Source organism: Algoriphagus persicinus, from assembly GCF_035156415.1.
GTDB classification, from domain to species: Bacteria; Bacteroidota; Bacteroidia; order Cytophagales; family Cyclobacteriaceae; genus Algoriphagus; species Algoriphagus persicinus.
This window is the reverse complement of the sequence record NZ_JAYEEY010000004.1, coordinates 194,561-218,790: the sequence shown is the minus strand read 5'-3', so window position 1 is coordinate 218,790 and position 24,230 is coordinate 194,561. Positions and strand designations below refer to the sequence as shown.

Below are 24,230 nucleotides of genomic sequence, written 5' to 3'. Positions count from 1 at the left end.
TGTCATATTTTGGGAAAGGCATAAGCCATACCTTCGCACCGAAGAATCCAAACAGTCCTTCCTTTAAAGTTTGCTGAATAGTGCAAATCACCCTAAGTTTTATGCCTACTATCTAATGGAAGAATCGTAATCCTTGCTTATCACATTAGAATTAGGTAGTCCCAAATACTACTTGGAGTTGACCGAAAGTTGAAAAGCTTTCGGTTTTTTTATTTGTAAGGTGTCTGCACTTCCTTTATTTTTTTTTTAATTAGCTAAGTCAATAGAGCAAAGCAGTATGAAATCGAGCATGACTCAAGCGTCACAGAGTGAGATGATTATTATTCAAGCGAGATACTCCCGATCCGCCGCGGCGGACGGGACAGGCTATCCCGTTTCCTTCGTCACTGCACAGGTTATGACCTTTAAAAATCAATTATAATCATATGAAAAATAACCAAAGAAGAGAGTTTCTGAAATCTACCAGTTTGCTAGGTTTGGGACTTTTCGGAGCGGGCAGTACCCTCGCCAATGAATTCGAGTCACTTCCTCTACAAGCTAAAAGAGGCATTAATCGAATCCAATCTTTTAATATGAGTGGTTTTGCTGCTCCCAAAATTGATACTGTCCGGGTTGGGATAGTAGGACTTGGTATGAGAGGTCCTGGGGCTGTTGACCGATTGAGTAAAATAGAAAATGTGGAGATTAAGGCGCTTTGTGATTTGCTTCCAGAAAGAGTGGAAAAAGCGAAAGCCCAACTAAAGGACACACCACATAAACCAGATGGTTATTCTGGAAATGCCTATGCTTTCAAAGAGATGATGGATCGGGATGATTTGGACTTGATCTATATCGCTACACCTTGGGAATGGCATACTCCAATGGCAGTTTATGCGATGGAAGCAGGAAAGCATGCCGCCTGTGAGGTGCCTATTGCCCGCACAGTGGACGAGTGTTGGCAATTGGTGGAGACTTCGGAGCGTACCAAAAAGCATTGTATGCAGTTGGAAAATTGCTGCTACGATTTCTTCGAGTTGATGACCTTGAAAATGGCCCGCGAAGGTTATTTCGGTGAGGTGCTACATGTAGAAGGTGCATATATCCATGATTTGCTTGCTTTAAATTTCAAGAAAGATGGTGGTTACCAAGATATGTGGAGGCTAAAAGAAAATTATCGTGATGGTAATTTGTATGCTACACACGGACTTGGGCCTATTTGTCAGATTTTGAATATTAATAGAGGTGACCAGATGGATTTCCTGACATCTACCTCTACCAATGATTTTGCTATGCATGCTGAAGCTAAGAAATTGGCTGAGCAGGATAACTTCTTTGCTTCCTATGCCCAGAAAAATTTCCGTGGAAATATGAATACATCCTTAGTCAAAACCAAGCTTGGCAAGACTATCATGATTCAACATGACGTGTCTTCACCCAGGCCTTATTCCAGACTGCATGTAGTCAGTGGAACTGAAGGATATGCACAGAAATATCCTGAACCTAGAGTATCCAAAGGTCATGGCTGGTTGAAAGACGAGGAATTCAAGGATCTAGAAACGAAGTACACCCCAGAGATAATTCAGAAAGTGGGAGAGCTTGCCAAGAAAGTGGGAGGCCATGGTGGCATGGACTTTATGATGGATTGGAGATTGATCGATTGCTTGAGAAATGGACTCCCACTCGATCAGGATGTGTATGATGCGGCACTTTGGAGCTGTGTATCTCCACTTAGTGAATGGTCTGTAGCCAATAGATCCAATTCTATTGACGTACCTGATTTTACGGGCGGAAACTGGAAAACCAATGCTCCGGTAAATATCACGCTCTCGGGTGGAGGAACAACTGGTGTGAGAGTTTGATTTGCTTTTAGAAGCAGGTAGCTTTGCCAAATAAACCAATAACCCACACCCTACAATTCTGAAACCTCAAATCAAGCCTCTTTCCTTCGACTCAAACCTCTTCCACTATCCCGTTGGTAAAATCCATGTGGATGGGGATTGGGACGAAAATGCCTTTTTGGAGCAATCAAAAGAATATCAATTAGTTTACATTTTCTCGGAAAACCCCTTGACGGTGACTGATGGGGCAATTCAGCTGGTAGATACTAAAATCACCTATCAGAAATTGGTTTCAGTATCTGATGAAATGCCTTCAGGTATAGTCCCTTACAGAGCTGAGATGTGTGAAGGCCTACTGAAACTGGCATTGGATAGCGGGGAGTATTCCAGATTTAAAATAGACACCCGATTGGGACAGTCTGAGTTTGAAAAACTTTATAAACTTTGGATTAAGAAGGCATTGGATGCTAACTCTATATTGGAAGCGCAACCACTCCAAGGAATGGTTACTTATTGCTTGGAGGGGAATAGTGCCAGCATTGGCCTAATTGCCGTTGCCCAAGGAAGCCGCGGCCTAGGCTGGGGCAAAAAGCTGATGAAAGCAGCAGAAGTAAAAGCATTCTTATTTGGGGCAAAAACCATTACCGTAAGCACCCAAGAAGCCAATTCACCTGCCTGCAAATTGTACGATTCACTTGAATACAAACTCTTTGAAAAAATGTATGTATATCATTGGTGGAAATCGAGCATGACTCAAAGCGACACACTGCCGGATGATTTATAATCCATGCGAGATTCTCCCGATCCGCCGCGGCGGACGGGACAGGCTATCCCGTTTCCTTCGTCACGGGACAGGTTATGACCTTTGAAAAACAATTATAAACAGATGAAATACCCATGACGAGTGGACGACACACAGGGGGATGATTATATCCCAGCATACACCGCAACAGCAGATATGCTTGTTCTTAGGGCGCGCTGGGAGGACGAAGCACGAGGGTGCGGTTGGTATGCGGGCGGAGGACAAGCCGTTAAAAATTCTTTCGGTGAAAGAATTTAGACTTGGGCCAGTTTGCAGGGGAGGCGTCTTGACCCCTCCCACGATCCGGGCTCTTCGCTGAAATAATCCTAAAAAAAATGCATAATAAAGGGTTTGCCCGTTAGATTGGCACAATCCGTCCGATTCACCGTCGTAGCATGTACACGCAATAAAAGCTCATTATCCTTGGGGACTGGACGTTCGGTGTTCTCAACTTTAATTACTTCAGGACTTCCGTAAGATCTTCGGATTGCAGCTTTCATATGCGATGAGTTTTTTTGCAAGTCGATTAACCGCCGTGTAGGTTAGCCAAGCTCACCAACCGAGGGGAAATAGGACATAGTTTAGTGATATTTTAAGTAAATTTATTCTATTCCGTGTTTTCCTGCATCTGTAGAAGCGGGATAAGGGGACTGGCAACCTTGCTGTACATTGTATTTTTCAAAAGTGTGTCTTTAACTGTCCACTCTAAGATCGTAATTCATACGCAAATTTTTGATGCTATTTTCTAATTGTCAAAAATTGAAAGTACCAATGATGCCGTGCAAGTTTAAAATAATTTATGCGGCGATTATTTATTTAGATGAACGTAAACGCAATTGCATCTTTTGGTTCGGGGGATGGATTTCCTCATTTCAGGGCAATAAGACACACATTAATCAATATATACAATCACATTTTAGCTCAGCAAGGCCTTGAGTTGCAGATAAATCTATAGGAACTAAAATTAGCTGCATGATCAGAAACGCTTAAAATTAGTTCTTAATAAGGCTCTGGGGCTTTTTAGAGGTAAGTTATCAGGAAATCAAAAGCAGTATTGTTTAAATTGCACTCTTAGATGAATAACTTTGAGTTCGAAATTCATTCTGGGTAGCGATGGAATGGCGTTTGAGGCCTTTATAGTGTAAATCACATACAACAAAACTGAGAATTATGAATGTAAGAATATTAAGTACAGCTGCTGTGGCATTATTGATAGCGGTAAGCTGCCAACCGAAAAAAACAGAAAATGAAGAGGTAGTGGACATGGAGTCAACTTCTCCTGAATCTATTACTATTGAAAAATTTGAGGATTCTCCAGCTTATTCTAGTTCCACTCTGACATTAAGCAAGCCAAGCAATACAAGCATAGCGAAAGCTGGCGAAATAGATTTTGCATTTGAAGTGGAGAATTATGAATTAGGAGGACAAACTGAAAAAAATGGTGTGGCATCTACGCTTGCCAATTCAGGCAATGGTCAGCATATCCACTTTATTTTGGATAATGACCCCTATTCAGCGCACTATGAGCCTACTTTCAAAAAGGAAGTAACGGAAGGAACACATTATTTAATTGCTTTTCTAAGTAGATCATACCATGAATCAGTGAAAAACAACCAATCGTTTATTGCTAAGAAAATTGTGGTAGGTAATGCCGGAGATGATATGAATGTGGATTTGGATCAGCCTACTATGATCTATAGCCGACCAAAGGGTGAATATAGTGGAGCGGATACTGAGAACTTAATGCTTGATTTCTTCTTATTGAATACTACCCTTACTGAAACAGGAAATAAAGTAAGAGCAACTATAAACGGTCAGGAGTTTATGATCACCGAGTGGGCTCCATACATCATCAAAGGTCTCCCAAAGGGCGAAGCCACTATTAAATTAGAATTGTTGGATGCGAGTGGAAATTTGATCCCGGGTGGATTCAATGAGGTAAGCAGAACAGTAACTCTGAAAGACTAAAAAGAGAGCAAAAAACCATCTAATCTAAAACTCCGTGTGATTCAAGTCGCACGGAGTTTTTTGTGATTTTTTTACCACTGTGGCCACGGAGGAGGCGGTATAACCTACGAGGTCTTTCTTTTACCTTGAAGGTTTTATGGATGAATTATATTCTGTGTAGTTTGATTTCAAAGACCAGGAATACCAAAGCTTTAATAAAATCACTGAACAGGAAAGAACTCTGGAACAAGAGCTTTGAGTTTATCCATGGTTTCCGGCATGAAGAGTGCACTCATTCCCCCGGATGCATTTGCATGTCCACCTCCATCGAAATGCTTTGCCGCCAAGCCATTTACCGGGTGATCTTTTCCCTTTGAGCGAAAAGAAATCTTAATAATGCTATCCCGCTCCGAAAGCACAATAGCCACTTTCATTCCTTTGATGGATAAAGCAAGATTGGCTAGACTATCTGTATCACCTTTCTGGTATTGATACTTTGCCAACTCCTCCTTAGTCAGTGAAATAATAGCGACAGCGTTTTCAGCCAAAATCTCCATTTTCTCACTCATCGCAAATCCTTGCAGGCGAAGACGACTCACTGTGTTCGTGTCATTCAGCAATTCATGGATCAGGTGATGTTTAACACCTGCAGCAAGCAATTTGGCGAGTACCTCGTGGGTTTTGGGTTTTACAGAATTGAACCGAAAGCTTCCCGTATCAGTGAGGATACCTAGGTATAAGGGAGTTCCTATCTTTTCATCCAATAAAGCACCGTTTCCAGATTGCTCTATCAATTCCACAATCAACTCAGCTGTGGAAGATGCTGAGATTTCGGAGACCGTAATGGATGTGAAATTCTGCGGGTCAAGATGATGGTCGATCATGATTTTGGGGCAGGTGGCCGACTCCAGCAAGTACTGCATTTCTTTGCCTACCCGATCAGTAGAATTATAATCCAGACAAAAGATCAAATCTGCTTCAATAAATGCTTCGGTTACTTTCTCAGACTCCTTATCCATCACGGAGATGGGCGACAGATCCAGGAATTCCAAAAAATCAGGTGCTTTATCAGGATGGCAAATGAGCGCTTTTTTCCCAAGTTTTTCTATAAAATGCAATAGACCCAGAGAAGAGCCTATAGAGTCGCCATCGGCAGATTTATGAGCGGTAATTAGAATATTTGATGCTGCTTGAATTGCAGCTTCTATTTGTTTGTAGGTATTCATGAAGGGGTTTTATTGGAAAATGGAGCTTGAGCCAAAAAAGGACTTAGCGGGTGATAGGTTCTTCTGCTCGCAAAGGAACAAAAGAGAAAAGGTAAAAACGGTGATATTGGATTTTATTTCCTGGTCTCTGGTCTGGGAGACATAGACCAGGGTTCAGCAAGCTTTTATTAGGTAAACCTTCACTCCCTCAGCTCCGCTCTTTTCTCTTCAATCTCACTTTCTAAAATGGCATTAATATCGGTTTTGGAGCCGAGTAGTAAATGGATGATTGTTCCATACTCCCTTGCATTGGGGTCAGTGATGATTCCTATTTCTTCAGACTTTTCGAAAAATGAAATTTCCCGATCACTGATCCCATCTGACGCTTCACGCACCAGAATCACATTTTTGATTTCCCGACTTAGGTCTATCCAATTGACATAGTCTGCATTCAAAGTGACAGCCTGCAATCCTTTAGTTTGGGTGTAAAAGTTGATCGCTCCGGCTTGACCGTAGTTGTCACAGATGATGATGGTGTATTCATCGGCAGGAGCTTTGGAATACGCGAGATCCACTTTCTCCGACAGCTCTTTCCAGCCCAGCATATCCGCAAAATCCTGTGGCAAATCGTGTATCACCCCGTCTTCCCAGCGGTTTTCCATGAAGTCTGGATGACGACTTTGGACTTCCTTGAGGTATTCCGGATCTCCAACCGGAAATGTCATCGGGGCAGCGAGGATAAATAAACCTACCGGAATAATCATCGCAGCTGATTTGACATACTTGCCCCAACTTTTGGAAAGTAAATGTGAAAGATATATTGCTCCAAATACAAAGTGAATAGGGTAGAGGCCTATTGCATAGTAGTCCTTTGCCCGGAAATAGGTAAAGAATGTCAACGTGAAAATTATGGACCAAAAGAAAACTTGAAACTTGTGGAATTGAGGATATTTGAAGTATGAAATCAATGCCATAAGCAGTACGAAAATGGATCCGAGAAAGAAGAAGAATTGAGCGGTGAGGAAATCGAAGCGATTTACATGTACCAACTGATGTTGACTTAGCATTCGCATGTGCCAGAGCACAGGAAAGTCGTTTTGTATTTGCCAGATCAGATTTGGTAAGGTTATCAAAAAGGCCAGCCCAAAAGCGGCGTACAAATGTGGATTTTTGAAAATATTCCGCTCTGAAGTCAGCAGCAGAGCAGGCAATAATCCTAAGACTTGGAATGCGATGTTGTATTTATTCATAAAGCCAATACCTACTCCAACACCTAACCAATACAGCCATTTGTTTTTGCCGGAATGGATATGGCAGAGCAAAGAGTAGTACGCAAATGTCCAAGCCAATATATCAAATGAATTTGGTTGAAAAAGGATATTCAGCCGAGCTAAGGCCGAAAATGTCAGGCAAATTGCAGCCAAGGATTGTGCGTATAAATTTCCGCCAAGTTTTTCTATCGATTTCCAAACCAGAGTAATTGTAAGTGCCCCAAATAGTGCAGGAAAGAACTTGACCCAAAATTCAGAATTGCCAAGCTGGTAAATCAAATAGGAGAACCAGGAAGTAACAGGTGGCACTGAGATATAACCCCAAGCCAGATGATGTGCCTGTTCGAGGTGGAGGTATTCATCTCTATGCAGGTCGTAGCCAGAGTCAACAAGCAAGTATTGCAGGACGAATTTGATGAGTATGAATCCGAGTAAATATAGGTTCCGTCGACTCATTGGGATTTTTAAAGCTGGGGTATGGTTTTGAAGTGTGTTATTAATAAGTAGTAAGTGGTCTGTGTCACGGACCACTTACCAAATAAGGTTACCCATTAAATATCAACTTAAACGTGGTTCCTTCGCCCTGTGTGGAGCGAACCTGTATATTCCCTTTGTGCCGACGCATGATCTGTTTGGAAAGACTCAAGCCAATTCCCGAGCCTTTGGATTTGGTAGTGAAGAATGGGATGAAAATCTTTGAAAGTGCCTCCTCGTCGATTCCTTTTCCAGTGTCCGACACTTCTAGAATGATCTTGCCTGCCTCGTCAATAAATGCCCTAAGAATGATTCGCTTTACATCTGAGTCTTCTACTGCCTGAATTGCATTTTGGGTAAGGTTAATCAGCACCTGCTCAATCTGAGTTTGATCTCCGAAAAGAATCAGTTCTTTTGGATTGATTTCTTTGATCAGTTCAATCTGATTGGCTTCAAGTTGGTTTTGAAGTAATATTTCCAATTGGTGGAATAGTTTTGCGATAGCAATACTGCTGAATTTTGGTGCAGGAATATGAGCTAAACTTCTAAAGTCAGAAACGAAGCTGATTAGTCCTTGACTACGCTTTTCAATGGTACTGATTCCTAAAAGATAATCTTCCATTTCTGAAGGAGTTATTTGCTCCACATTATCTATTTTGCTTTCCATCTCTCCCTGGATTGTTCCTGCCAAAGAGGAAATCGGTGCAATAGAATTCATGATCTCATGAGTCAAGATTTTGACTAGGTTTTGCCAAGCTTCCATTTCTTTTTCCTCCAGTTCGGACTGTATATTCTGAAGAGACACCAATTTGAACTTCTCACCTCGCATCAGCAATTCAATCACATAAACCGAAATCTGCATAATTCCGTCTGGATGCGCTATTTTAATCAATTCACTTCCACCAGTCCTCAGGTTATTGATGGCTAGGTGTAACTCCTTGTTTATACCTTCTATTTCTCCGATGTTTTTCAATTCTTCCACATCGAGAATTCTCTTGGCCGCAGTGTTCACAATCTGAATTCCGCCATTTTCCCCAAATGTGATCAGGCCTATGCTCAGGTGCTTAAAAACGGATCTGAAATACTGATAATTGGCTTCTTTCTCAGCTTGATCTTCTTTTAGCTTTGCGAGAATCGCATTGAATTCTATGTGAAGGTCATCAGTCTCTGTCCCGTCAAATTTGACCGGATAGAGTTGTGAGTATTTATCCTGCTTGATGTTATCCAGGAAGACGCGCACTTTTTTGAAGGAACCTTCGGAATATCGGAGCAAATAAATGATCTGAATAACTACCAAAACGAGAAAAAGGGAGATCATAAAGACTCCCCAACTATCGATGATAGCATAGGCAAGAAGAAAGAGAGAAGCACCCAAAAAGGCGATTCTCCCGAGTAAACCGACTTTATAGTCCATATTTTTCCAGCCTTCTGTATAGGGATGCTCTGGTCAGGCCAAGCTCCTTAGCTGCTTTTGAGATGTTACCTCCGTTTTTGTCAATAGCTCTCTGAATGGTGGTGCGCTCCATATCATCGAGATTGAGTGTCACGGAAGCTGGGGCTTTGTCCGAAGCAGGCTTAGCAGAGAGAAAGAAGAAATCCCTAGAATCTAACACTTCACCTTCTGCCATGATGATGGCTCGCTCGATGGCATGCTGAAGTTCACGGATATTACCCGGCCATCCATAATGCTGTAAAAGGTCCATTCCAGCGGGGGTAAATCCAGTGAAGTTTTTACGGTATTTCTGACTATAGCTTTTGAGAAAATGGTTTGCCAAAACGGGGATGTCATCTTGTCTTTCACGAAGTGGAGGAAGGAAAATTTCTACAGTATTGATTCGGTATAATAAATCCTGGCGGAAAGTATTTTCTGAAGTGCTTTCGTGTATAGGCATGTTCGTAGCACAAATCAGGCGGATGTCAACAGGAATCGCCTTGTTGGTGCCTATACGGGTAACTTCCCTTCGTTGTAGCACTGTCAGTAGTTTTGATTGAAGTGGAAGGGATAGGTTGCCTATTTCATCCAAAAACAAAGAGCCTTTATCAGCTATTTCAAATCTACCTGAGCGATCATCTTTAGCATCTGTAAATGCACCTTTCTTATGACCAAAAAGCTCCGATTCGAATAATGTTTCGGTGATTGCACCCATATCCACACCGACGAAAATTTCATCTTTTCGAAGTGAGCGATCGTGAATAGCACGCGCGATAAGTTCTTTTCCTGTTCCATTTTCTCCTAAAATCAACACGTTTGCATCCGTCTGAGCCACTTTGTCTATGATAGAGAAGATGTTTTTCATGGAAGCACTTTGACCGATGATGTCGGTATAGGGCTTTTTCATGTCGATCTGCATCTGCTTTTGCTTTTTCTGCAGCTTATCGACTTCATTGTAACTCTCCTTTAGCCTGATCGCAGCAGAAAGCGTCGCGATCAATTTCTCATTTTGCCAAGGCTTGAGAATGAAATCTGTCGCGCCTTCTTTTAGTGCCTGAACGGCCATTTCTACGTCACCAAATGCAGTGATCAGGATTACGACAGCTTTTGGGTCTATCTCTTTGATTTGCTTCAGCCAGTGAAAACCCTCCTTACCTGAGGTGGTGTCTTCGCGGAAATTCATATCCAAAAGGATGACATCGTAGTTATTGTTATTGACCAAAAAAGGAATTCTACGTGGATCTTTTTCGATCATAACTTCTTTAGCATGCTTTTTCAGAAGCATTTTGGCGGCAAAGAGTAAGTCTTCATTATCATCGATGATAAGAATCTTGCCTAAATCTTGAGTTTCCATGGTTAATTGTTTGGTATTCTAAAGGGGAAAATGATGCCAATCCGAATATAAGCTCATATTCTGGGTTTTAGAGAGAAAAGTGTTCATAAGTGTACGGTATTATATTGAAATCGGACATAATGAATAAGATTTTCTACCCTAAGAGATTTTTGTACCTTTGTACTTTACTAAAACAAAAGACTATGCAAGCTAAAAAAGGAGATGAAGTCCAAGTTCATTATACCGGTAAATTAGAAGATGGAAGCGTATTTGACTCTTCAGCAAATCGCGAGCCGCTAGGATTTACTTTAGGCGATGGAAATATGATTAAAGGCTTTGATACGGCTGTTGACGGTATGAAGTTAGGCGACAAGGTGACGGTGACTATCCCTGCCACCGAAGCCTACGGCGAGCGCAGAGATGATATGGTGATAGAGGTACCTATCGCACAAGTTCCTGCTGATATCAAGCCTGAGGTTGGACTTCCTTTGACTCTTCAGGGAGGAAACGGACAGCCTATGCCAGTAACTGTAGTAGGTGTCGATGCCGAAAAAATTACCTTGGATGCTAACCATCAGTTGGCAGGTAAAGACCTGATCTTTGATATCGAGTTGGTGAAAGTCAACTAAACTAATTCATTTGAATTTATAAAATCCGAAAAGGCTGTTTCAGTGATGAAATAGCCTTTTTTTTGCGTAAATCGACCTGGCGACTTTAATACTGGACAGGCTAGCGAAAAACAGTAGGGAAAGTTACTTCCAGGACGTTAGCCAAGATGGGGTGGCGTAGAGGCTTACTTTGTCTTTGGATACAATGGCAAATCTTTCTCGGCCGATTTGAAGATAAGTCGCTTCTGCATCGGCCAACGGAACAAGAGAGCTTACTTGGTTGGTGGATAAGGATAGCGCCTTTAGATAGCCTTCTTCTAGCCATAGCAGATGCTCCTTGTAATAACACATTCTGGTAATGCCTGCTTGAGCTACTTTTCGCATCAGATTACCCTGATTGTCAAATATGAATACGCCTGTTTCAGGCACATTCATAAAAAGGCGATTTTTGAATTCTCTGATTTCTGCAACTTCCAACTTATCAGTGTTAAGGATTAAATTCAGCGGTTGGGATTGAATGACCAGATTTCTTTGGTAGTCTATTGATTTGAGGCTTAAGTCAGATTCGTCCCATACCCATAGCACATTGTTATTGCCCAAAGTGGCTGCTTTGGCAAGATTGACATCGGAAAATATGAAGCTGTCTTCTGCCAACGTTTTCAGGAATCGATCGAGAATTCTATACTGCTGTAGATCTGCCGAAAAGCTAAAAACATTCACTGTCCATGCGGCTTCCAACTGTGTTAATCTTCCTTGGCGGGCAGGAGAAAATAAGTTGAGTTGCTTACCGTCAGCACTGAAAAGATAAATGTCACCAGAAGTATTACTAGCAAATAATTGATCCTTGGTGTCGAACGAAATCAGATCTAGATTTTCAATTGTTATTTCAGCAAGAGGAACGCCTAATTTTTCCAAACTCTGTGCAGCTGCAGATAGAGGAAGAAGTACAATGATGAGTAGTCCTAGTGATCTCATCCTGTGAAAGTAACGAGCTTAGCTTCCAAACCGTCAAATCTAAGGAAAGTGTTTTGAGTGACCCATTCGCCAAGATTGAAATAGGTAGCATTTGAACCTACTTCCAACTCTAGGGGTACGTGTCTATGCCCGAAAATATACAAATCGTGATGCTGCTTTTTTTCCAGTTCCTTGCAATAAAGCCAAAGCCACTCGTCGTCTCCCAGAAAGTGATTTTCATCTTTATGGCTATTGGTTATTCGGCTATGGCCTGACCAGGCTTTGGCAAGTTTCATCCCCAGATCTGGGTGAACCCAGCGAAATAGCCATTGTGCTGCGGGATTGGTGAAGACTTTTTTGAGAAACTTATAAGAATTGTCACCGGGTCCAAGTCCATCGCCATGGCCTACCAAAATAGATTTCCCTTCCACTTTTAGCTCTATAGGATGTGTGTAAACGGGTATTCCCAGCTCTAAGGTGAAATAATCCTTCATCCAGAGATCATGATTTCCTGTGAAAAAAATAATAGGAATTCCACGTTCTCTAAGTTGGTGGATCTTTGATATAAATGGAATAAAACCTTTAGGAATTACTTGCCTATACTCAAACCAAAAATCGAAGATGTCTCCTACCAGAAAGATGGCTGCCGCATCACCAGAGATGGAATCCAGCCAACGAATGATTCTTTTTTCCCTGACTTTACTTTCTGCTTCATTTGGTGCTCCCAGATGAAAGTCAGAGGCGAAGTAGATCCTTTTTCCTTTCAGCGGAAAATCCAACGGAGTTGATTGCATAACTAAAGATAAACGTGCGGATACAAAATCAAAAAAGCCCCGATAATTTCGGGGCTTATATTATATGATTCGATTATCAGAATTTGGCTCCGGTATTGGATCTGCAAGAGGGTCTGAAGATTCAGGTTTACTCTCTTCCTCCTTGGATATCAAATCCGGTTCTTTCAGCGCATCTTTTTTATTTGTAAATGCCTGATAAGTAGTTTCCTTATCGAAAGGTCTTTTGCCTATCAATCGCTCCAAATCTGCTTGGAATAGAATTTCTTTTTCCAAAAGCTCTTTAGCTAAGATTTCCAATTCTTTGATTCGGTGTGTAAGTAGTTCTTTCGTTCTGTCATAGGCTGACTGAATCAGTTTTCTAACTTCCTCATCGATGACTTCTGCGGTAGTTTCAGAATAAGGCTTGGTCATTTTGTACCCATCCCCTTTGGAATCGTAAAAGGAGACATTCCCAATTTTATCATTCATGCCGTACACGGACACGATGGAATAAGCCAGTTTAGTTACACGCTCCAAATCGCTCAATGCACCTGTTGAGATTTTCTTAAAGATAATTTCTTCAGCAGCACGACCTCCTAATGTCATACACATTTCATCCATCAACTGCTCCGTTTGGTACAGGAACTGTTCTTTTGGAAGGTACTGAGCATAGCCTAGCGCAGCCACACCACGAGGAACGATACTTACTTTGACCAATGGGTCGGCGTGCTCTAAGAACCAACCTGCTACTGCGTGACCTGCTTCGTGGAAGGCAACGATTTTTTTCTCTTCAGGGGAAATGATCTTATTTTTCTTTTCCAAGCCACCAATTACTCGATCTACAGCATCTTGGAAATCCTGCATATCTACAGCATTTTTATTTCTTCTAGCTGCTATCAATGCCGCCTCATTACATACGTTTGCGATTTCAGCACCGGCAAAGCCTGGAGTTTGGGCAGCGCATTTTTTAGGATCCACGTCATCAGCCGTTTTGATTGGCTTTAGGTGTACTTTGAAAATAGCTTCTCTTCCTACGATATCTGGTTTGTCTATGGAAATCTGTCTGTCGAATCTTCCAGGTCTTAGCAAAGCGCTATCCAATACATCAGGCCTGTTAGTGGCAGCGACTACGATTACTCCGGTGTCAGTACCAAAACCATCCATTTCTACCAGTAAGGAATTGAGCGTATTTTCTCTTTCGTCATTAGAACCCGGCATTTGGCCTTTGCCCCTGGATCTACCGATCGCATCGATCTCATCGATAAAGATGATACAAGGTGCTTTCTCTTTGGCTTGCTTAAAAAGATCACGAACTCTGGCAGCACCTACACCTACAAACATCTCTACGAAATCAGAACCTGATAGGGTAAAGAATGGGACGCCAGCCTCACCTGCTACAGCCTTTGCAAGCAAAGTTTTACCAGTACCTGGAGGGCCTACTAGCAAGGCACCCTTAGGTATTTTACCACCTAGCTTGGTGAATTTGCCGGGGTTTTGAAGGAATTCTACAATTTCCTGAACTTCCTCCTTTGCTTCGTCGAGTCCTGCCACATTGTCAAAAGTGATTTTGACTTTGTTTTCAGCATCAAAGAGCTGAGCTTTTGATTTACCCACATTGAATATTTGTCCACCTGGTCCTGAAGGTCCTGACATTCGGCGCATCATAAACCAGAAAAGCACAAACAACAAAATCAAGAAACCAAAACTCCCAAAGTAGCTACTCCAGTTTTCTTCTGTTGCCACAGATAATTCTATCCGATCAGCTTGCGGTACTTGTTCTTTTAGGGCGTCAAAATCATTCGCGAATTTTTCTATAGACGCTACCTGAAATGAATAGTGTGGTCCTTGAGGGTCGAAAAAAGTAGAATTGGCCTCCAATTCTGTTTTGTATTTGTCTGTGGATAATGCTGTAGATTTCAGGGTAATGTCCACACGCTCCATGTTTTTGACCATGGTCACTTTAGACAGATCTCCAGCCAAATACATGTCCTCAAATCTCTTCTGAGTAATATCAACTACGGCGTTTCTGTTTTGAATCCAGGTAAGTCCAAGCAGGACTGCTACTGCAGCTATAATCAGCCAAAGCTGGAAATTGGGCTTTTGAGGTGCCTTTGGGGTGAATTTTTTGTTTTTATTCTTAGTGTCGCTCATTTCTTATAACGGTAATTTCATAAACTTAAGGTAAACGGAGAGTCAAGCTGAAAGTTCTTGGTATTTACCCTATTCGGGTGACTTTAGCATCTCCCCAAAGGTCTTCTAATCCATAAAACGCTCTCTTATCTTTAAGGAAAATATGTGCCACAACGTTCACATAATCTACTAATATCCATTGGTGGCTACTTTTACCTTCACTTTTCCATGGATTTTCCTGGCCGATTTTTATCACTTCCTCTTCAATAGAATCTGCGATAGCGTCTAGCTGTGAATCAGAATTGCCTGAGCAAATAACAAAAAAATCTGTCACAGTGTTTTTTATGTTTCTTAGATCCATCAATACAATGTCTGAAGCTTTTTTTTCCTCCATTCCTTTGATGATTACTTTGCTCAGCTCTTCTGCTGTCATATTATTCATTTAATTTTGCAATGTCGCGGATATAAATATCCTTTTTAGACGAATTCAAAATTTATGTATAAAATTCTTGCCAATACGATTTTTTTAGGGAAAGATGTGCATTTCCTGCCAGAGTGTCATTCCACGAATGACATTGCCCTGAATTTGGTCAGACACAATCAGGCAGCGGAAGGAAGCATCATTATTTGCCAGCATCAGACCCACGGAAAGGGGCAGCGTGGTAATGTATGGCAGTCTGATGCTGGTCAAAACCTCACGTTTTCGCTGGTGTTGAAGCCTGATTTTATGGATATTTCCGAGCAGTTTTATTTGAATATGGCCGTTTCGAATAGCATAAGACGATTGCTCCAAGAATATGTCCCTCATTTGGAAGTGAAGTGGCCCAACGATTTGATAGTTCCCGAATTTGGCAAAATCGGAGGTATTTTGATCGAAAATACGTTTTCTGGCAAGGAATGGGAGTATGCTATTGTGGGGATAGGACTGAATATTAATCAACGTGGATTTGATTCTCCAAATGCTGCCTCCATTCGTTCAATTGCCGGCAGTCAATTCAATTTGGAAGAAATGTTTCGCCTTTTAATCACCCAACTAGAGCAGGGGTACATTCAATTGAAAAAAGGCAAATGGAAAGAAATCAAGGGGGAATACTTGATGCACTTATATAGAATGGAAAGTTGGGCAAATTATTTATCAAATGGAGAACAATTCTCAGGAAAAATAGTTGGAATAACTGCAGATGGAAAATTGGAAGTGGAATCAGAGAATGGAGAAATTTCCATTTTTGGACTTAAAGAGATTTCCTTTATCTAGGTGGGGGCAATTTTAGATTCCAGGTTTTATAGGGTACCTTTGCGCAAGTTTTTAGTGAAATTATTACGTTAACTATAAATATTATGTCAGAAATTAAATCTGAGAAGTTCGTTCAATACAAGGTAAAAGACATTTCCTTGGCAGACTGGGGTAGAAAAGAAATCAAATTGGCAGAAGCTGAAATGCCGGGTTTGATGGCTCTAAGAGAGGAGTACGGTGCTTCACAGCCTTTGAAGGGTGCGCGAATCGCAGGATGTCTTCACATGACTATTCAGACGGCAGTTTTGATTGAGACTTTAGTTGCTCTTGGAGCAGAAGTTACTTGGTCATCTTGTAATATTTTTTCTACTCAGGATCATGCTGCCGCAGCTATTGCTGCTACTGGGGTTTCTGTTTACGCTTGGAAAGGATTGAACGAGAAGGATTTTGATTGGTGCATCGAGCAGACTTTGTTTTTCGGAGAAGATCGTCAGCCATTAAATATGATATTGGATGATGGCGGTGACTTGACTAACATGGTTTTGGATCAGTACCCAGAGCTAGTTGCCGGTATCAAAGGACTTTCGGAAGAGACTACCACGGGTGTCCATAGATTGTATGAAAGGATGAAGAATGGTACACTTCCTATGCCTGCCATCAACGTGAATGACTCGGTGACCAAGTCCAAGTTTGACAACAAATACGGTTGCAAAGAGTCATTAGTAGATGCAATCAGAAGAGCCACTGACGTGATGATGGCTGGCAAAGTAGCCGTAGTAGGTGGATATGGTGACGTAGGAAAAGGTTCAGCTGCTTCTCTCAGAGGTGCAGGTGCAAGGGTAATTGTCACTGAAATCGATCCAATCTGTGCGCTGCAAGCGGCAATGGATGGCTTTGCGGTGAAGAAAATGGTGGATGCTGTGAAGGAAGCTGATATCGTAGTGACCGCGACGGGTAATAAAAATATCATCACTGAGGTGCATTTCAGATCAATGAGAGATAAAACTATCGTTTGCAACATCGGTCACTTCGATAATGAAATTGATATGGCTTGGATTAACGGAACTTATGGTAATACTAAAATTGAGATCAAACCTCAGGTCGATCTATATAATGTAGATGGAAATGAGATCATCGTCCTAGCTGAAGGACGTTTGGTAAACCTTGGCTGTGCGACTGGTCATCCATCTTTCGTGATGTCCAATTCTTTCACAAACCAAGTATTGGCACAACTAGAACTTTGGAAAAATACTGACGAATACAAGCCAGGTGTATATGTGTTGCCTAAGCATTTGGACGAAAAAGTAGCAGCTTTGCACCTTGCGAAATTGAGTGTTGACCTAGAAGTTCTCTCTCAGGATCAAGCTGAATACATTGGAGTAACTGTAGAAGGCCCATTTAAGCCTGACTATTACAGATATTAATAGACTGAAAAAGCAAAATGTAGCCCTGGTGAGAATCGGGGCTTTTTTGTGCCTAGTCACTAGGGTTTAATAATAATTTTCTCCCATCAGGTAAAATCGAGTTGACGGCCACTTTACAATCCGCTAGCAGCGGTTCATAAGTCGTCGTATAGTTAACTTCAGAATTTCCACCGCGTGATACAAACCAGTTTTCCTTCCCCGTGTTTGGGAGAATTTCGTTTTGCTGATAGCAAGAAATAATATGCTTGACAGGACTGTCAATCGTAATTTCAAAATCTCTTCCTACCGCATTTACGCCTTTGATCCTTCCTAAGGAAGTGAAGCTAGTCAAAGTATTATTGATGTAGGCTTTGGTATGAATGAATTTCCCGGAGAATTTGGTGCGTAATTCATTTTCTGTTTTCTCTATTATTTTAGTAAAATCTTCAGAAACTTGGTTGGGACTATTACTGGCGAAAGTCCTGATTCCTGTTATTGCATTAGATTCGAAACTATAGTCTTCGTATTCCATCGTCCATTTCTTAGTTGGACTCTGGACTATAGTGTCAAATTTTATAATCAATTTCCCCCTTCTAGCATACGCACCTGACTGGACGCAGGCAGATGCTCCCCGGAAATGTAAAGTGACCTGCTTGGAATCTTGGTCAAGGATGATTTCTGGACAACTTGGTAAACCAACTGTGTCTATTAGGTGATATTCTTCCCAGGAGATCATTGCAAAATACAGGCTTTCACCCCAATCTTTTGAAATACTGAACAACGAAACCGCTTCTGTCGGCGAGTCTGTATGAATTACTTTGTCTTCATCTTCCACACAACTCATCAAAATTGGTAATAGCATGATGAGTATGAAAATTAATTTTCTCATGAAGTAGCGATTGAAAATTTTAGTGTTGGTTTGGTATTCGTCCTTCAATTACCAAGCCGAAATAACTATCTTCGGAATAGACGATAAACCACAAGTTTATGATTTTAGCAGAAGGCATGCTTAAACCTGGAGCATTGAAAGGGAAAAACATTCTAGTAACCGGCGGAGGCACAGGGCTTGGACGATCAATGGGAACCTATTTTTTGGAATTGGGAGCCAATTTGGTGATCACCTCTCGCAAGCTCGATGTATTGGAGGAAACAGCGAAAGCAATGATGACTGCTAAAGGTGGGAAGGTAATTCCGCTGGCCTGTGATGTACGTGAGATTGATCAGGTGGAAGCCATGTGGAAAGATGCTACAGATCAGTTGGGACAAATTCATGTGGTATTAAATAATGCTGCAGGGAATTTTATTAGCCCTACAGAGCGACTTTCTACCAATGCATTTAATACTGTTTTGGATATTGTGCTGAAAGGCACCTCACAGGTGACTCTCACAGCCGGAAAAGATTGGATTGCAAAAAAGCAACCTGGTACTTTTCTCAATATTGTGACTACTTATGCCTGGACAGGATCAGGGTATGTGGTTCCTTCTGCTGCAGCAAAAGCAGGGGTTTTGGCTATGACGCGTTCATTGGCTGTGGAATGGGCAAAATATGGAATTCGATCCAATGCAATTGCACCGGGGCCGTTTCCTACCGAAGGAGCCTGGAGCCGATTGTTGCCGGGCGATCTAAGGAAGAAATTTGATCCAGCTAAAAAAGTACCTGTGGGCAGAGTAGGAGAGCATCAGGAGCTAGCTAATCTGGCTGCTTACCTTGTCTCGGATTATTCCTCCTATGTCAATGGAGAAGTGATGACTATTGATGGGGGGGAGTGGCTCAAAGGTGCTGGGGAGTTTAATAACCTGGACCAGATACCGGAGGAGATGTGGGACATGATGGAAGCTTCAAGAGGAAAAAAAGCATGAGCCCCAAAGTAATTTGGGGCTATTTGAAAGCTAAATGGAAGATCAGGAATCTTTGAGATCCAGAAGTTTTAAGTTTTATAAACTTTCCGTATTAGGGGCACTAGACATATCATCTTCGATAGATTTGTTTTTTTGCACGGATTCCTTGATGCTTTTCTTCAAGGATTGATCCAGTTGCTTGGTTTCCTTTTTGATCAGCTGCACTAGTCGTTTGGACTCGTTATTTTGAGGTTCACTATCAAGGATCTCTAAAATCCCCAGGATATTAGCCACTCTTGCCCTAAGTGTATGGGACTGCTCAAAGGAGAGTTCTTTTAGAAAGTAATGATGTTCTTTTAGCCAAATTTCTTGTTTTTTTCTATCGGAGATATCCAAAATACATCCTAAGATTTTGGTAGGATGACCAGAATTAGACCATTCGATAGTTTTACCAAATCCCAAAGCCCAAATGGTTTGATTGGTTTTTTGATTTATTCTAAATTCCTTTTTAAAAGGGATATTCCCGGTTGTTTTAAAATGACTGCCCAAGTCACTTAATAAATTCGGAAAATCTTCTGGATGAATATGTTTCTGCCAAGAAATTGGAGTTGTACCGGCTAATTCATCCTGTGTGTAGCCCAGCATTTGCCCTAATCCTTGACTAATTTTATCACCTCTATTGGTTAGATCAAATTCCCAAAAACCGATTAATTTATCCTCAAGAATACTGTCGATAATTTCTTTCCCTTCATTGGTAGAGCTGTCAAACAAATCTCCTAATCCTAAATTATAAGGCATTTTTTGGCTGATAGGATGGCCTATTCCCAAGCAGGTGCCAAAATCCTCCGAAATGAAAAAGAATTCCCATTTTGTGTCCTCCACGTCGCCTTCAGGGTGCACTATCTTTTGAAGGTTAACAGTGAAGGATTGATGAGAATTTCTCCAGGCTTTTATACGCTGGTTTTCATATTTACTCCAATTGGATGCGACAAAGCAGTCTGCAAAATAGATTGGCTTCTCTTTATTATCAAAAAAAGTCGGAATGGGTCCTATGCCAGAGTCAGAGGTGATGACTCGTCCAGTGTTGTCAAGGGTGACCTGAAGAAAATAATCGGAAACTACCCCTAGGTGACTCAGAGCCTGAATAGCATCGTAATTGTTCATGAACCAAATCTAGGAGTTATTAAGCTAAAACTATTCAAAACACATAAAATTTTATTTAAAATACATAATTTTATATTTAAAAATATTAAACCTCTGTCAATTGTATTGTGGGCGACGGCAAAATGAAAGATGAAATCGAGCATATCACAAGTGACATACAAGAAGATAATTATCCGCTATGTGAGACAGGCTATCTGAACCATTAAAATTCAATTATAAACACATGAAAAATACTCTTTTTCTAAAAACAGGGTGAGATCTCGGGGTTTCAAGATCAAATCAGAGGAGAAATTATGCTAATTGAATTTTTAGCTTTAAGGAAGCATGATACTAAACAAGCCAGATGAACTTAGTTTTAACTCAACAGAAGATATTTCAGTCAAAATCTCTTCGCAAGTCTTGTCATCGCTATAATTTATTCCTTAGTGGCAGGATTGTTTAAGATTTTAATATCCACGAAATATGAAACTTTAAAGGCTATTAAATCAGCTATAGTCCGGCTCTGTATTTGGAACTATAATTCATAGGCTTTGCTATCACATGAGGTCAACAAGGGCTATGACCTTAGTTGTTTACCTCCTTGTAAATTGCGTCTAGCAAACTGCCTTTCTCCTTGGTATCATTTCCTAATTCCCAGAACATAATACCGCCTAACCCTTTTTCCATGGTGTATCTGGTTTTTAGTGCCACCGAAACCGTATCGTCGTAGGATACAAACAAGCTGTCTGAGGCATGATACAGAAAAGGTGCTTGGGCTTTCTCATCCCAAAAGCGTCTTAAACTACTGTCAGGCTCATATTTTTCCCGAATCTGGTGATAGGCCATCCAGCCAATATGAAGACCACTGCTCAATTGGTACAGCCCATTATTTGCCGGTGGTACGCCTTTCCAAACTCTACCATAGAATGCGCTTCCGATTACGATCTGCTTAGGATTCACACCCTCTTGGATCAGGAAGTCCACAATTTTTTCAGCCGATCGCGGATCTGGATCAAGATTGTCACCGCTCTGATACAAACTATCCAGATGTGCCTGAAAGGGAGTGCCTTTGATATCGCTACTCTTCACATCCCCTAATGGCGTATGATGTCCTGTATAGATGGATACCCCGGACACTTGGTCATAGGTCATCACATTGGTATAATCGGCATATTTCATCACCTCATTTAGTTCGATGTGATCGTAGTAGCGCTTCCAGCCAGCAGAGGCGAAGGTCAAGATTTTTGGAGAGTCAAAGCTATCCAGCATCTCTCGTAAACCTTTCATCAGGGCAGTGAAATTCTTTGTGTCCTCTTCGCGAGCCATGGTGCCGGCACCTGAAATCCCTGGATATTCCCAGTCCATATCCATGCCATCAAGTTCGTATTTTGAGATGAAATCAGATGCACTTTGGATGAATTTTGTCCGGCTTTCTTCAGTTAGTGCCATATCTGAAAATCCATTTGCACCCCAACCACCGCAGGCGATCATGACTTTCAGATCGGGATTACGCTCTTTTTGCTTAACCAGGGACTTCAGCTTGGAGCCAGCAGTTTCCTCATTTCTGAATTTCATTTCCCCATCGATCACATTAGTGAAGGAGTAGATGATATGAGTCAGCTTTTCTACGGGGATTTTTTCAGGCTGATAATCACGCTCCGCCACGTAATAGGCCATAATCACTGGTTCAGCAGTGGATATAGTTACATGGGGTTCTTCGGAATGATTACTTGCGGGGGTACAACTCAGTATAAAAATCAGTAGGGATAGAAAGTAGAGAGAGGTGGATTTTAAGGTCAAAGCGGTTTCATTTTAGACTTATTAAATACTTCTTTAAGAAGTAGCAATTAATTAAATTAAAATATTTTTTAATAGGAAGGTGGTTAATTTTTTAAATTCTTGTAAACCTGGGTATTGATAATACAAGGCAGTCATTGGTCTGTATTATGCAGAGTTTACACCGCTATTTTTTTGACTTCACCTTGGATCGAGCAGGCGGACTTCACAGTATTTACGATCGTCCCAAAATTTTCGATATTCTTTTGAAGCAACTGAACATTCAGAGTGTAAATCAGCAACTCATAATTTATTCCATCCATCCTTGGCGGTTTTTCGAGACGGGTTGCCGTGACTATTACTTCTGCGCGTGTGTATTCAAAATTCATCAAAGATGAGAAGCGTTCCACATTTTTTAGTATACAAGCCGAAATTGAACCTAAAAATAATTCGGCCGGATTGGGTAGGAGTTCCGCTGAATCAGGAGTTATCCAGATTCAATTTGGGATTCTTTGATTGATATGGAGGCTTTGTCTTTTGAAGAGGAGCTCGCTTTGCTTGAGTAGATCATAAGTTTATTGGTTTCATTGGTGGGCTGATAGCTAACTTATTTCAATTCCCCACTCTGTGAAGCTATCCTTTCTTTTTAATTTGAAGGTAGCATTTTTCAGAGTTTTATCTCAAATACCCATCTAAGGTTTAGACTTGAATTATTCCAAGTGTTGTTTAAAATTCCAGATCAAAATTGGAAGGTTTGGTAAGATTTGATGAGGGACTCTCTTGCTATTGCATGAGAGAATAAATTCTATGCATAGGCCTTCGGTATATCCTTGTGTAAGTTGACTAACCATAGCCAGAGTTGATAAAGTCATGAAATCGAGCATGACTCATGCGTCACACAGTAGGATGATTATTAATCATGCGAGAGTCCATGTGGCCTTTAAAAAACAATTATAAACACATGAAACAATAGCTAAAGAATCGAATATTCATTATCACTAAAACATCCAAGACAATAGCTAATTCCAGTTAGTACTAGTTCCTACATATTTATCATGACTTCAGGAGGACGGATTTTTTCAATTCTTAAATGCTTTACATTATGACAATTTTTAGATTATGCTTTTTCTTGCTCTTGATCGGAATCAAAACCTCTATTGCTTCAAATTCCAAAATTCCTTTTGAAATTGCCGGTAAAATGATTCTGTTAAAAGCTACTGTAGGCGGTGAAACGGGAAATTTCATTCTTGATACGGGGGTTTCCGACCTGCTTCTAAATTCAAAGTATTTTAAGGGTAAACCTGGGTCTAAGGTTTTCTATGGAATAAATGGAGAAATTGGACAATTGGCTGTAAGCCATGTTACCCTGCAGATCGATGAAAACCAATGGAACAATGTGTATGCAGAAGTAATCCCGATGCAAGCTCTTGAAGATTCGAAAGGTTTTCCAATCCATGGTTTGATAGGAACGACGGTCTTTCGCCAATACCTGCTATTAATTGACTTTGATAGATTGGAGATAGAACTGCAGTCCTACGAAAAAAACGGCGAGAGCACAGGAATACTGATAGGTGGTTTGCCTAATGAAATTTTGCCTTTTAAATATAAAGGTGGAACTCCACTCGTGACTGTCTATGCAGGTGAGAAGGAACTAAAACTGACCATAGACACGGGTGCCGAAATCAATCTTTTTGCGGACAAACTTCTGTCCGAACTGGGAAGCCAGCTAGAGCAAATGCGACAAAGAAGTGTTGGAGGGCTTGGTCAAGTTGTCAATGTGACAACAGTTGGAATACTAAAAGGACTGCGAATGGAATCGTTGTTTCTGGCGGATATGAATACCGCGTTTTCTAGTTTGACCCATTATAATATCTACGCCGGTGGCCCTGAAGCAGATGGTATTTTGGGGTATGAATTTTTAAGTCAGTTTCGGGTCGCTTTCAATTTTAAAAAGAGGGAAATATATCTCTGGAAAAGGGAGCCTGTTCTTTTGGCTGTGGAGAAATAGCAAAGGAATTCTTGGCATAACTATGTTCTAGTCATTTTTATTTGAAAGTCTCTGATTTGTTCCCGCAGAATGACACAGAAA

Annotated in this window: 22 protein-coding genes; 9 read left to right on the top strand and 13 right to left on the bottom strand. The window is 41.1% G+C overall.

Annotated elements, in window-relative coordinates; genetic code table 11:
• The first annotated feature begins 277 nt into the window (after positions 1-277).
• The 3 genes from U3A58_RS05200 (at position 278) to U3A58_RS05190 (ending at position 2,601) form a co-directional block, all read left to right on the top strand.
• Positions 278-421, top strand: coding sequence for a hypothetical protein (locus U3A58_RS05200; protein WP_323822335.1), 144 nt, complete (start codon positions 278-280; stop codon positions 419-421).
• Positions 422-425: 4 nt separating this feature from the next.
• Positions 426-1,838, top strand: a complete 1,413-nt coding sequence (locus U3A58_RS05195) for a Gfo/Idh/MocA family protein (RefSeq protein WP_323822334.1) — start codon at positions 426-428, stop codon at positions 1,836-1,838.
• A gap of 127 nt (positions 1,839-1,965) precedes the next feature.
• Positions 1,966-2,601, top strand: coding sequence for a GNAT family N-acetyltransferase (locus U3A58_RS05190; protein WP_323822333.1), 636 nt, complete (start codon positions 1,966-1,968; stop codon positions 2,599-2,601).
• A 344-nt stretch (positions 2,602-2,945) separates the two neighbouring features.
• Here the strand turns inward: U3A58_RS05190 and U3A58_RS05185 are convergent, their stop codons facing one another.
• Positions 2,946-3,119, bottom strand: coding sequence for a hypothetical protein (locus U3A58_RS05185; RefSeq protein WP_323822332.1), 174 nt, complete (start codon positions 3,117-3,119; stop codon positions 2,946-2,948).
• A 670-nt stretch (positions 3,120-3,789) separates the two neighbouring features.
• Here U3A58_RS05185 and U3A58_RS05180 point away from each other — a divergent pair.
• On the top strand, positions 3,790-4,587 hold the full coding sequence (locus U3A58_RS05180; protein WP_323822331.1) for a hypothetical protein: 798 nt from the start codon (positions 3,790-3,792) through the stop codon (positions 4,585-4,587).
• Between the two features lie 200 nt (positions 4,588-4,787).
• Here the strand turns inward: U3A58_RS05180 and U3A58_RS05175 are convergent, their stop codons facing one another.
• The 4 genes from U3A58_RS05175 to U3A58_RS05160 form a co-directional block, all read right to left on the bottom strand.
• Positions 4,788-5,792, bottom strand: coding sequence for a DHH family phosphoesterase (locus U3A58_RS05175; protein ID WP_323822330.1), 1,005 nt, complete (start codon positions 5,790-5,792; stop codon positions 4,788-4,790).
• A gap of 179 nt (positions 5,793-5,971) precedes the next feature.
• The gene (locus U3A58_RS05170) at positions 5,972-7,498 is read right to left on the bottom strand and encodes a glycosyltransferase family 39 protein (RefSeq protein WP_323822329.1); all 1,527 of its coding nucleotides are present in this window, start codon (positions 7,496-7,498) and stop codon (positions 5,972-5,974) included.
• 88 nt (positions 7,499-7,586) lie between these two features.
• Complete coding sequence (locus tag U3A58_RS05165; protein WP_323822328.1) at positions 7,587-8,930, bottom strand: sensor histidine kinase; 1,344 nt, start codon at positions 8,928-8,930, stop codon at positions 7,587-7,589.
• Positions 8,920-10,302 (bottom strand): sigma-54-dependent transcriptional regulator, encoded by a 1,383-nt coding sequence (locus U3A58_RS05160; protein WP_323822327.1) that lies wholly within the window; start codon positions 10,300-10,302, stop codon positions 8,920-8,922. Before U3A58_RS05160 ends, U3A58_RS05165 begins: the two co-directional genes overlap by 11 nt.
• Positions 10,303-10,484: 182 nt before the next feature.
• Here U3A58_RS05160 and U3A58_RS05155 point away from each other — a divergent pair, with 182 nt between their 5' ends.
• Positions 10,485-10,910 carry an FKBP-type peptidyl-prolyl cis-trans isomerase gene (locus tag U3A58_RS05155; protein ID WP_323822326.1) on the top strand — a complete coding sequence of 142 codons (426 nt, stop codon included), beginning with the start codon at positions 10,485-10,487 and terminating at the stop codon, positions 10,908-10,910.
• Between the two features lie 123 nt (positions 10,911-11,033).
• Here the strand turns inward: U3A58_RS05155 and U3A58_RS05150 are convergent, their stop codons facing one another.
• The 4 genes from U3A58_RS05150 to rsfS form a co-directional block, all read right to left on the bottom strand.
• Positions 11,034-11,864: a hypothetical protein gene (locus U3A58_RS05150; protein ID WP_323822325.1), complete on the bottom strand. Its 831-nt coding sequence runs from the start codon at positions 11,862-11,864 to the stop codon at positions 11,034-11,036.
• On the bottom strand, positions 11,861-12,637 hold the full coding sequence (locus U3A58_RS05145) for a UDP-2,3-diacylglucosamine diphosphatase (protein WP_323822324.1): 777 nt from the start codon (positions 12,635-12,637) through the stop codon (positions 11,861-11,863). The genes U3A58_RS05150 and U3A58_RS05145 overlap by 4 nt, the downstream gene beginning before the upstream one ends.
• A 60-nt stretch (positions 12,638-12,697) precedes the next feature.
• Complete coding sequence (gene ftsH, locus U3A58_RS05140) at positions 12,698-14,767, bottom strand: ATP-dependent zinc metalloprotease FtsH (RefSeq protein WP_323822323.1); 2,070 nt, start codon at positions 14,765-14,767, stop codon at positions 12,698-12,700.
• A gap of 64 nt (positions 14,768-14,831) precedes the next feature.
• Positions 14,832-15,179, bottom strand: coding sequence for a ribosome silencing factor (gene rsfS, locus U3A58_RS05135; protein ID WP_323822357.1), 348 nt, complete (start codon positions 15,177-15,179; stop codon positions 14,832-14,834).
• A 63-nt stretch (positions 15,180-15,242) separates the two neighbouring features.
• On the opposite strand from rsfS, the gene U3A58_RS05130 reads away from it, so the two are divergent.
• Together U3A58_RS05130 and ahcY are read left to right on the top strand one after the other, a co-directional pair.
• Positions 15,243-16,001: a biotin--[acetyl-CoA-carboxylase] ligase gene (locus U3A58_RS05130; protein ID WP_323822322.1), complete on the top strand. Its 759-nt coding sequence runs from the start codon at positions 15,243-15,245 to the stop codon at positions 15,999-16,001.
• Between the two features lie 83 nt (positions 16,002-16,084).
• Positions 16,085-17,404 carry an adenosylhomocysteinase gene (gene ahcY / locus U3A58_RS05125; protein ID WP_323822321.1) on the top strand — a complete coding sequence of 440 codons (1,320 nt, stop codon included), beginning with the start codon at positions 16,085-16,087 and terminating at the stop codon, positions 17,402-17,404.
• A gap of 52 nt (positions 17,405-17,456) precedes the next feature.
• On the opposite strand, the gene U3A58_RS05120 is transcribed toward ahcY, so the two are convergent.
• Positions 17,457-18,272 (bottom strand): hypothetical protein, encoded by an 816-nt coding sequence (locus U3A58_RS05120; protein ID WP_323822320.1) that lies wholly within the window; start codon positions 18,270-18,272, stop codon positions 17,457-17,459.
• A 98-nt stretch (positions 18,273-18,370) separates the two neighbouring features.
• On the opposite strand from U3A58_RS05120, the gene U3A58_RS05115 reads away from it, so the two are divergent.
• On the top strand, positions 18,371-19,243 hold the full coding sequence (locus tag U3A58_RS05115; protein WP_323822319.1) for an SDR family oxidoreductase: 873 nt from the start codon (positions 18,371-18,373) through the stop codon (positions 19,241-19,243).
• A gap of 75 nt (positions 19,244-19,318) precedes the next feature.
• Here the strand turns inward: U3A58_RS05115 and U3A58_RS05110 are convergent, their stop codons facing one another.
• From U3A58_RS05110 to U3A58_RS05100, 3 genes are all read right to left on the bottom strand, one after another.
• Entirely contained in the window at positions 19,319-20,386 is a 1,068-nt protein-coding gene (locus U3A58_RS05110) for a PAS domain-containing protein (RefSeq protein WP_323822318.1), read from the bottom strand.
• A 564-nt stretch (positions 20,387-20,950) separates the two neighbouring features.
• A complete protein-coding gene (locus U3A58_RS05105; protein ID WP_323822317.1) occupies positions 20,951-22,042 on the bottom strand; it encodes a glycoside hydrolase family 18 protein in 1,092 nt (363 codons plus the stop codon).
• A 278-nt stretch (positions 22,043-22,320) separates the two neighbouring features.
• Positions 22,321-22,551: a hypothetical protein gene (locus U3A58_RS05100; RefSeq protein ID WP_323822316.1), complete on the bottom strand. Its 231-nt coding sequence runs from the start codon at positions 22,549-22,551 to the stop codon at positions 22,321-22,323.
• 692 nt (positions 22,552-23,243) lie between these two features.
• Between U3A58_RS05100 and U3A58_RS05095 the strand changes: the two genes are divergently transcribed.
• On the top strand, positions 23,244-24,149 hold the full coding sequence (locus U3A58_RS05095) for a pepsin/retropepsin-like aspartic protease family protein (protein WP_323822315.1): 906 nt from the start codon (positions 23,244-23,246) through the stop codon (positions 24,147-24,149).
• Positions 24,150-24,230: the final 81 nt, after the last annotated feature.

Coding starts and splice junctions, on each gene's coding strand:
- U3A58_RS05200 (WP_323822335.1), top strand. CDS start 278: ATGAAATCGAGCATGACTCAAGCGTCACAGAGTGAGATGATTATTATT.
- U3A58_RS05195 (WP_323822334.1), top strand. CDS start 426: ATGAAAAATAACCAAAGAAGAGAGTTTCTGAAATCTACCAGTTTGCTA.
- U3A58_RS05185 (WP_323822332.1), bottom strand. CDS start 3,119: ATGAAAGCTGCAATCCGAAGATCTTACGGAAGTCCTGAAGTAATTAAA.
- U3A58_RS05180 (WP_323822331.1), top strand. CDS start 3,790: ATGAATGTAAGAATATTAAGTACAGCTGCTGTGGCATTATTGATAGCG.
- U3A58_RS05175 (WP_323822330.1), bottom strand. CDS start 5,792: ATGAATACCTACAAACAAATAGAAGCTGCAATTCAAGCAGCATCAAAT.
- U3A58_RS05170 (WP_323822329.1), bottom strand. CDS start 7,498: ATGAGTCGACGGAACCTATATTTACTCGGATTCATACTCATCAAATTC.
- U3A58_RS05165 (WP_323822328.1), bottom strand. CDS start 8,930: ATGGACTATAAAGTCGGTTTACTCGGGAGAATCGCCTTTTTGGGTGCT.
- U3A58_RS05160 (WP_323822327.1), bottom strand. CDS start 10,302: ATGGAAACTCAAGATTTAGGCAAGATTCTTATCATCGATGATAATGAA.
- U3A58_RS05155 (WP_323822326.1), top strand. CDS start 10,485: ATGCAAGCTAAAAAAGGAGATGAAGTCCAAGTTCATTATACCGGTAAA.
- U3A58_RS05150 (WP_323822325.1), bottom strand. CDS start 11,864: ATGAGATCACTAGGACTACTCATCATTGTACTTCTTCCTCTATCTGCA.
- U3A58_RS05145 (WP_323822324.1), bottom strand. CDS start 12,637: ATGCAATCAACTCCGTTGGATTTTCCGCTGAAAGGAAAAAGGATCTAC.
- ftsH (WP_323822323.1), bottom strand. CDS start 14,767: ATGAGCGACACTAAGAATAAAAACAAAAAATTCACCCCAAAGGCACCT.
- rsfS (WP_323822357.1), bottom strand. CDS start 15,179: ATGACAGCAGAAGAGCTGAGCAAAGTAATCATCAAAGGAATGGAGGAA.
- U3A58_RS05130 (WP_323822322.1), top strand. CDS start 15,243: ATGTATAAAATTCTTGCCAATACGATTTTTTTAGGGAAAGATGTGCAT.
- ahcY (WP_323822321.1), top strand. CDS start 16,085: ATGTCAGAAATTAAATCTGAGAAGTTCGTTCAATACAAGGTAAAAGAC.
- U3A58_RS05120 (WP_323822320.1), bottom strand. CDS start 18,272: ATGAGAAAATTAATTTTCATACTCATCATGCTATTACCAATTTTGATG.
- U3A58_RS05115 (WP_323822319.1), top strand. CDS start 18,371: ATGATTTTAGCAGAAGGCATGCTTAAACCTGGAGCATTGAAAGGGAAA.
- U3A58_RS05110 (WP_323822318.1), bottom strand. CDS start 20,386: ATGAACAATTACGATGCTATTCAGGCTCTGAGTCACCTAGGGGTAGTT.
- U3A58_RS05105 (WP_323822317.1), bottom strand. CDS start 22,042: ATGGCCTATTACGTGGCGGAGCGTGATTATCAGCCTGAAAAAATCCCC.
- U3A58_RS05095 (WP_323822315.1), top strand. CDS start 23,244: ATGACAATTTTTAGATTATGCTTTTTCTTGCTCTTGATCGGAATCAAA.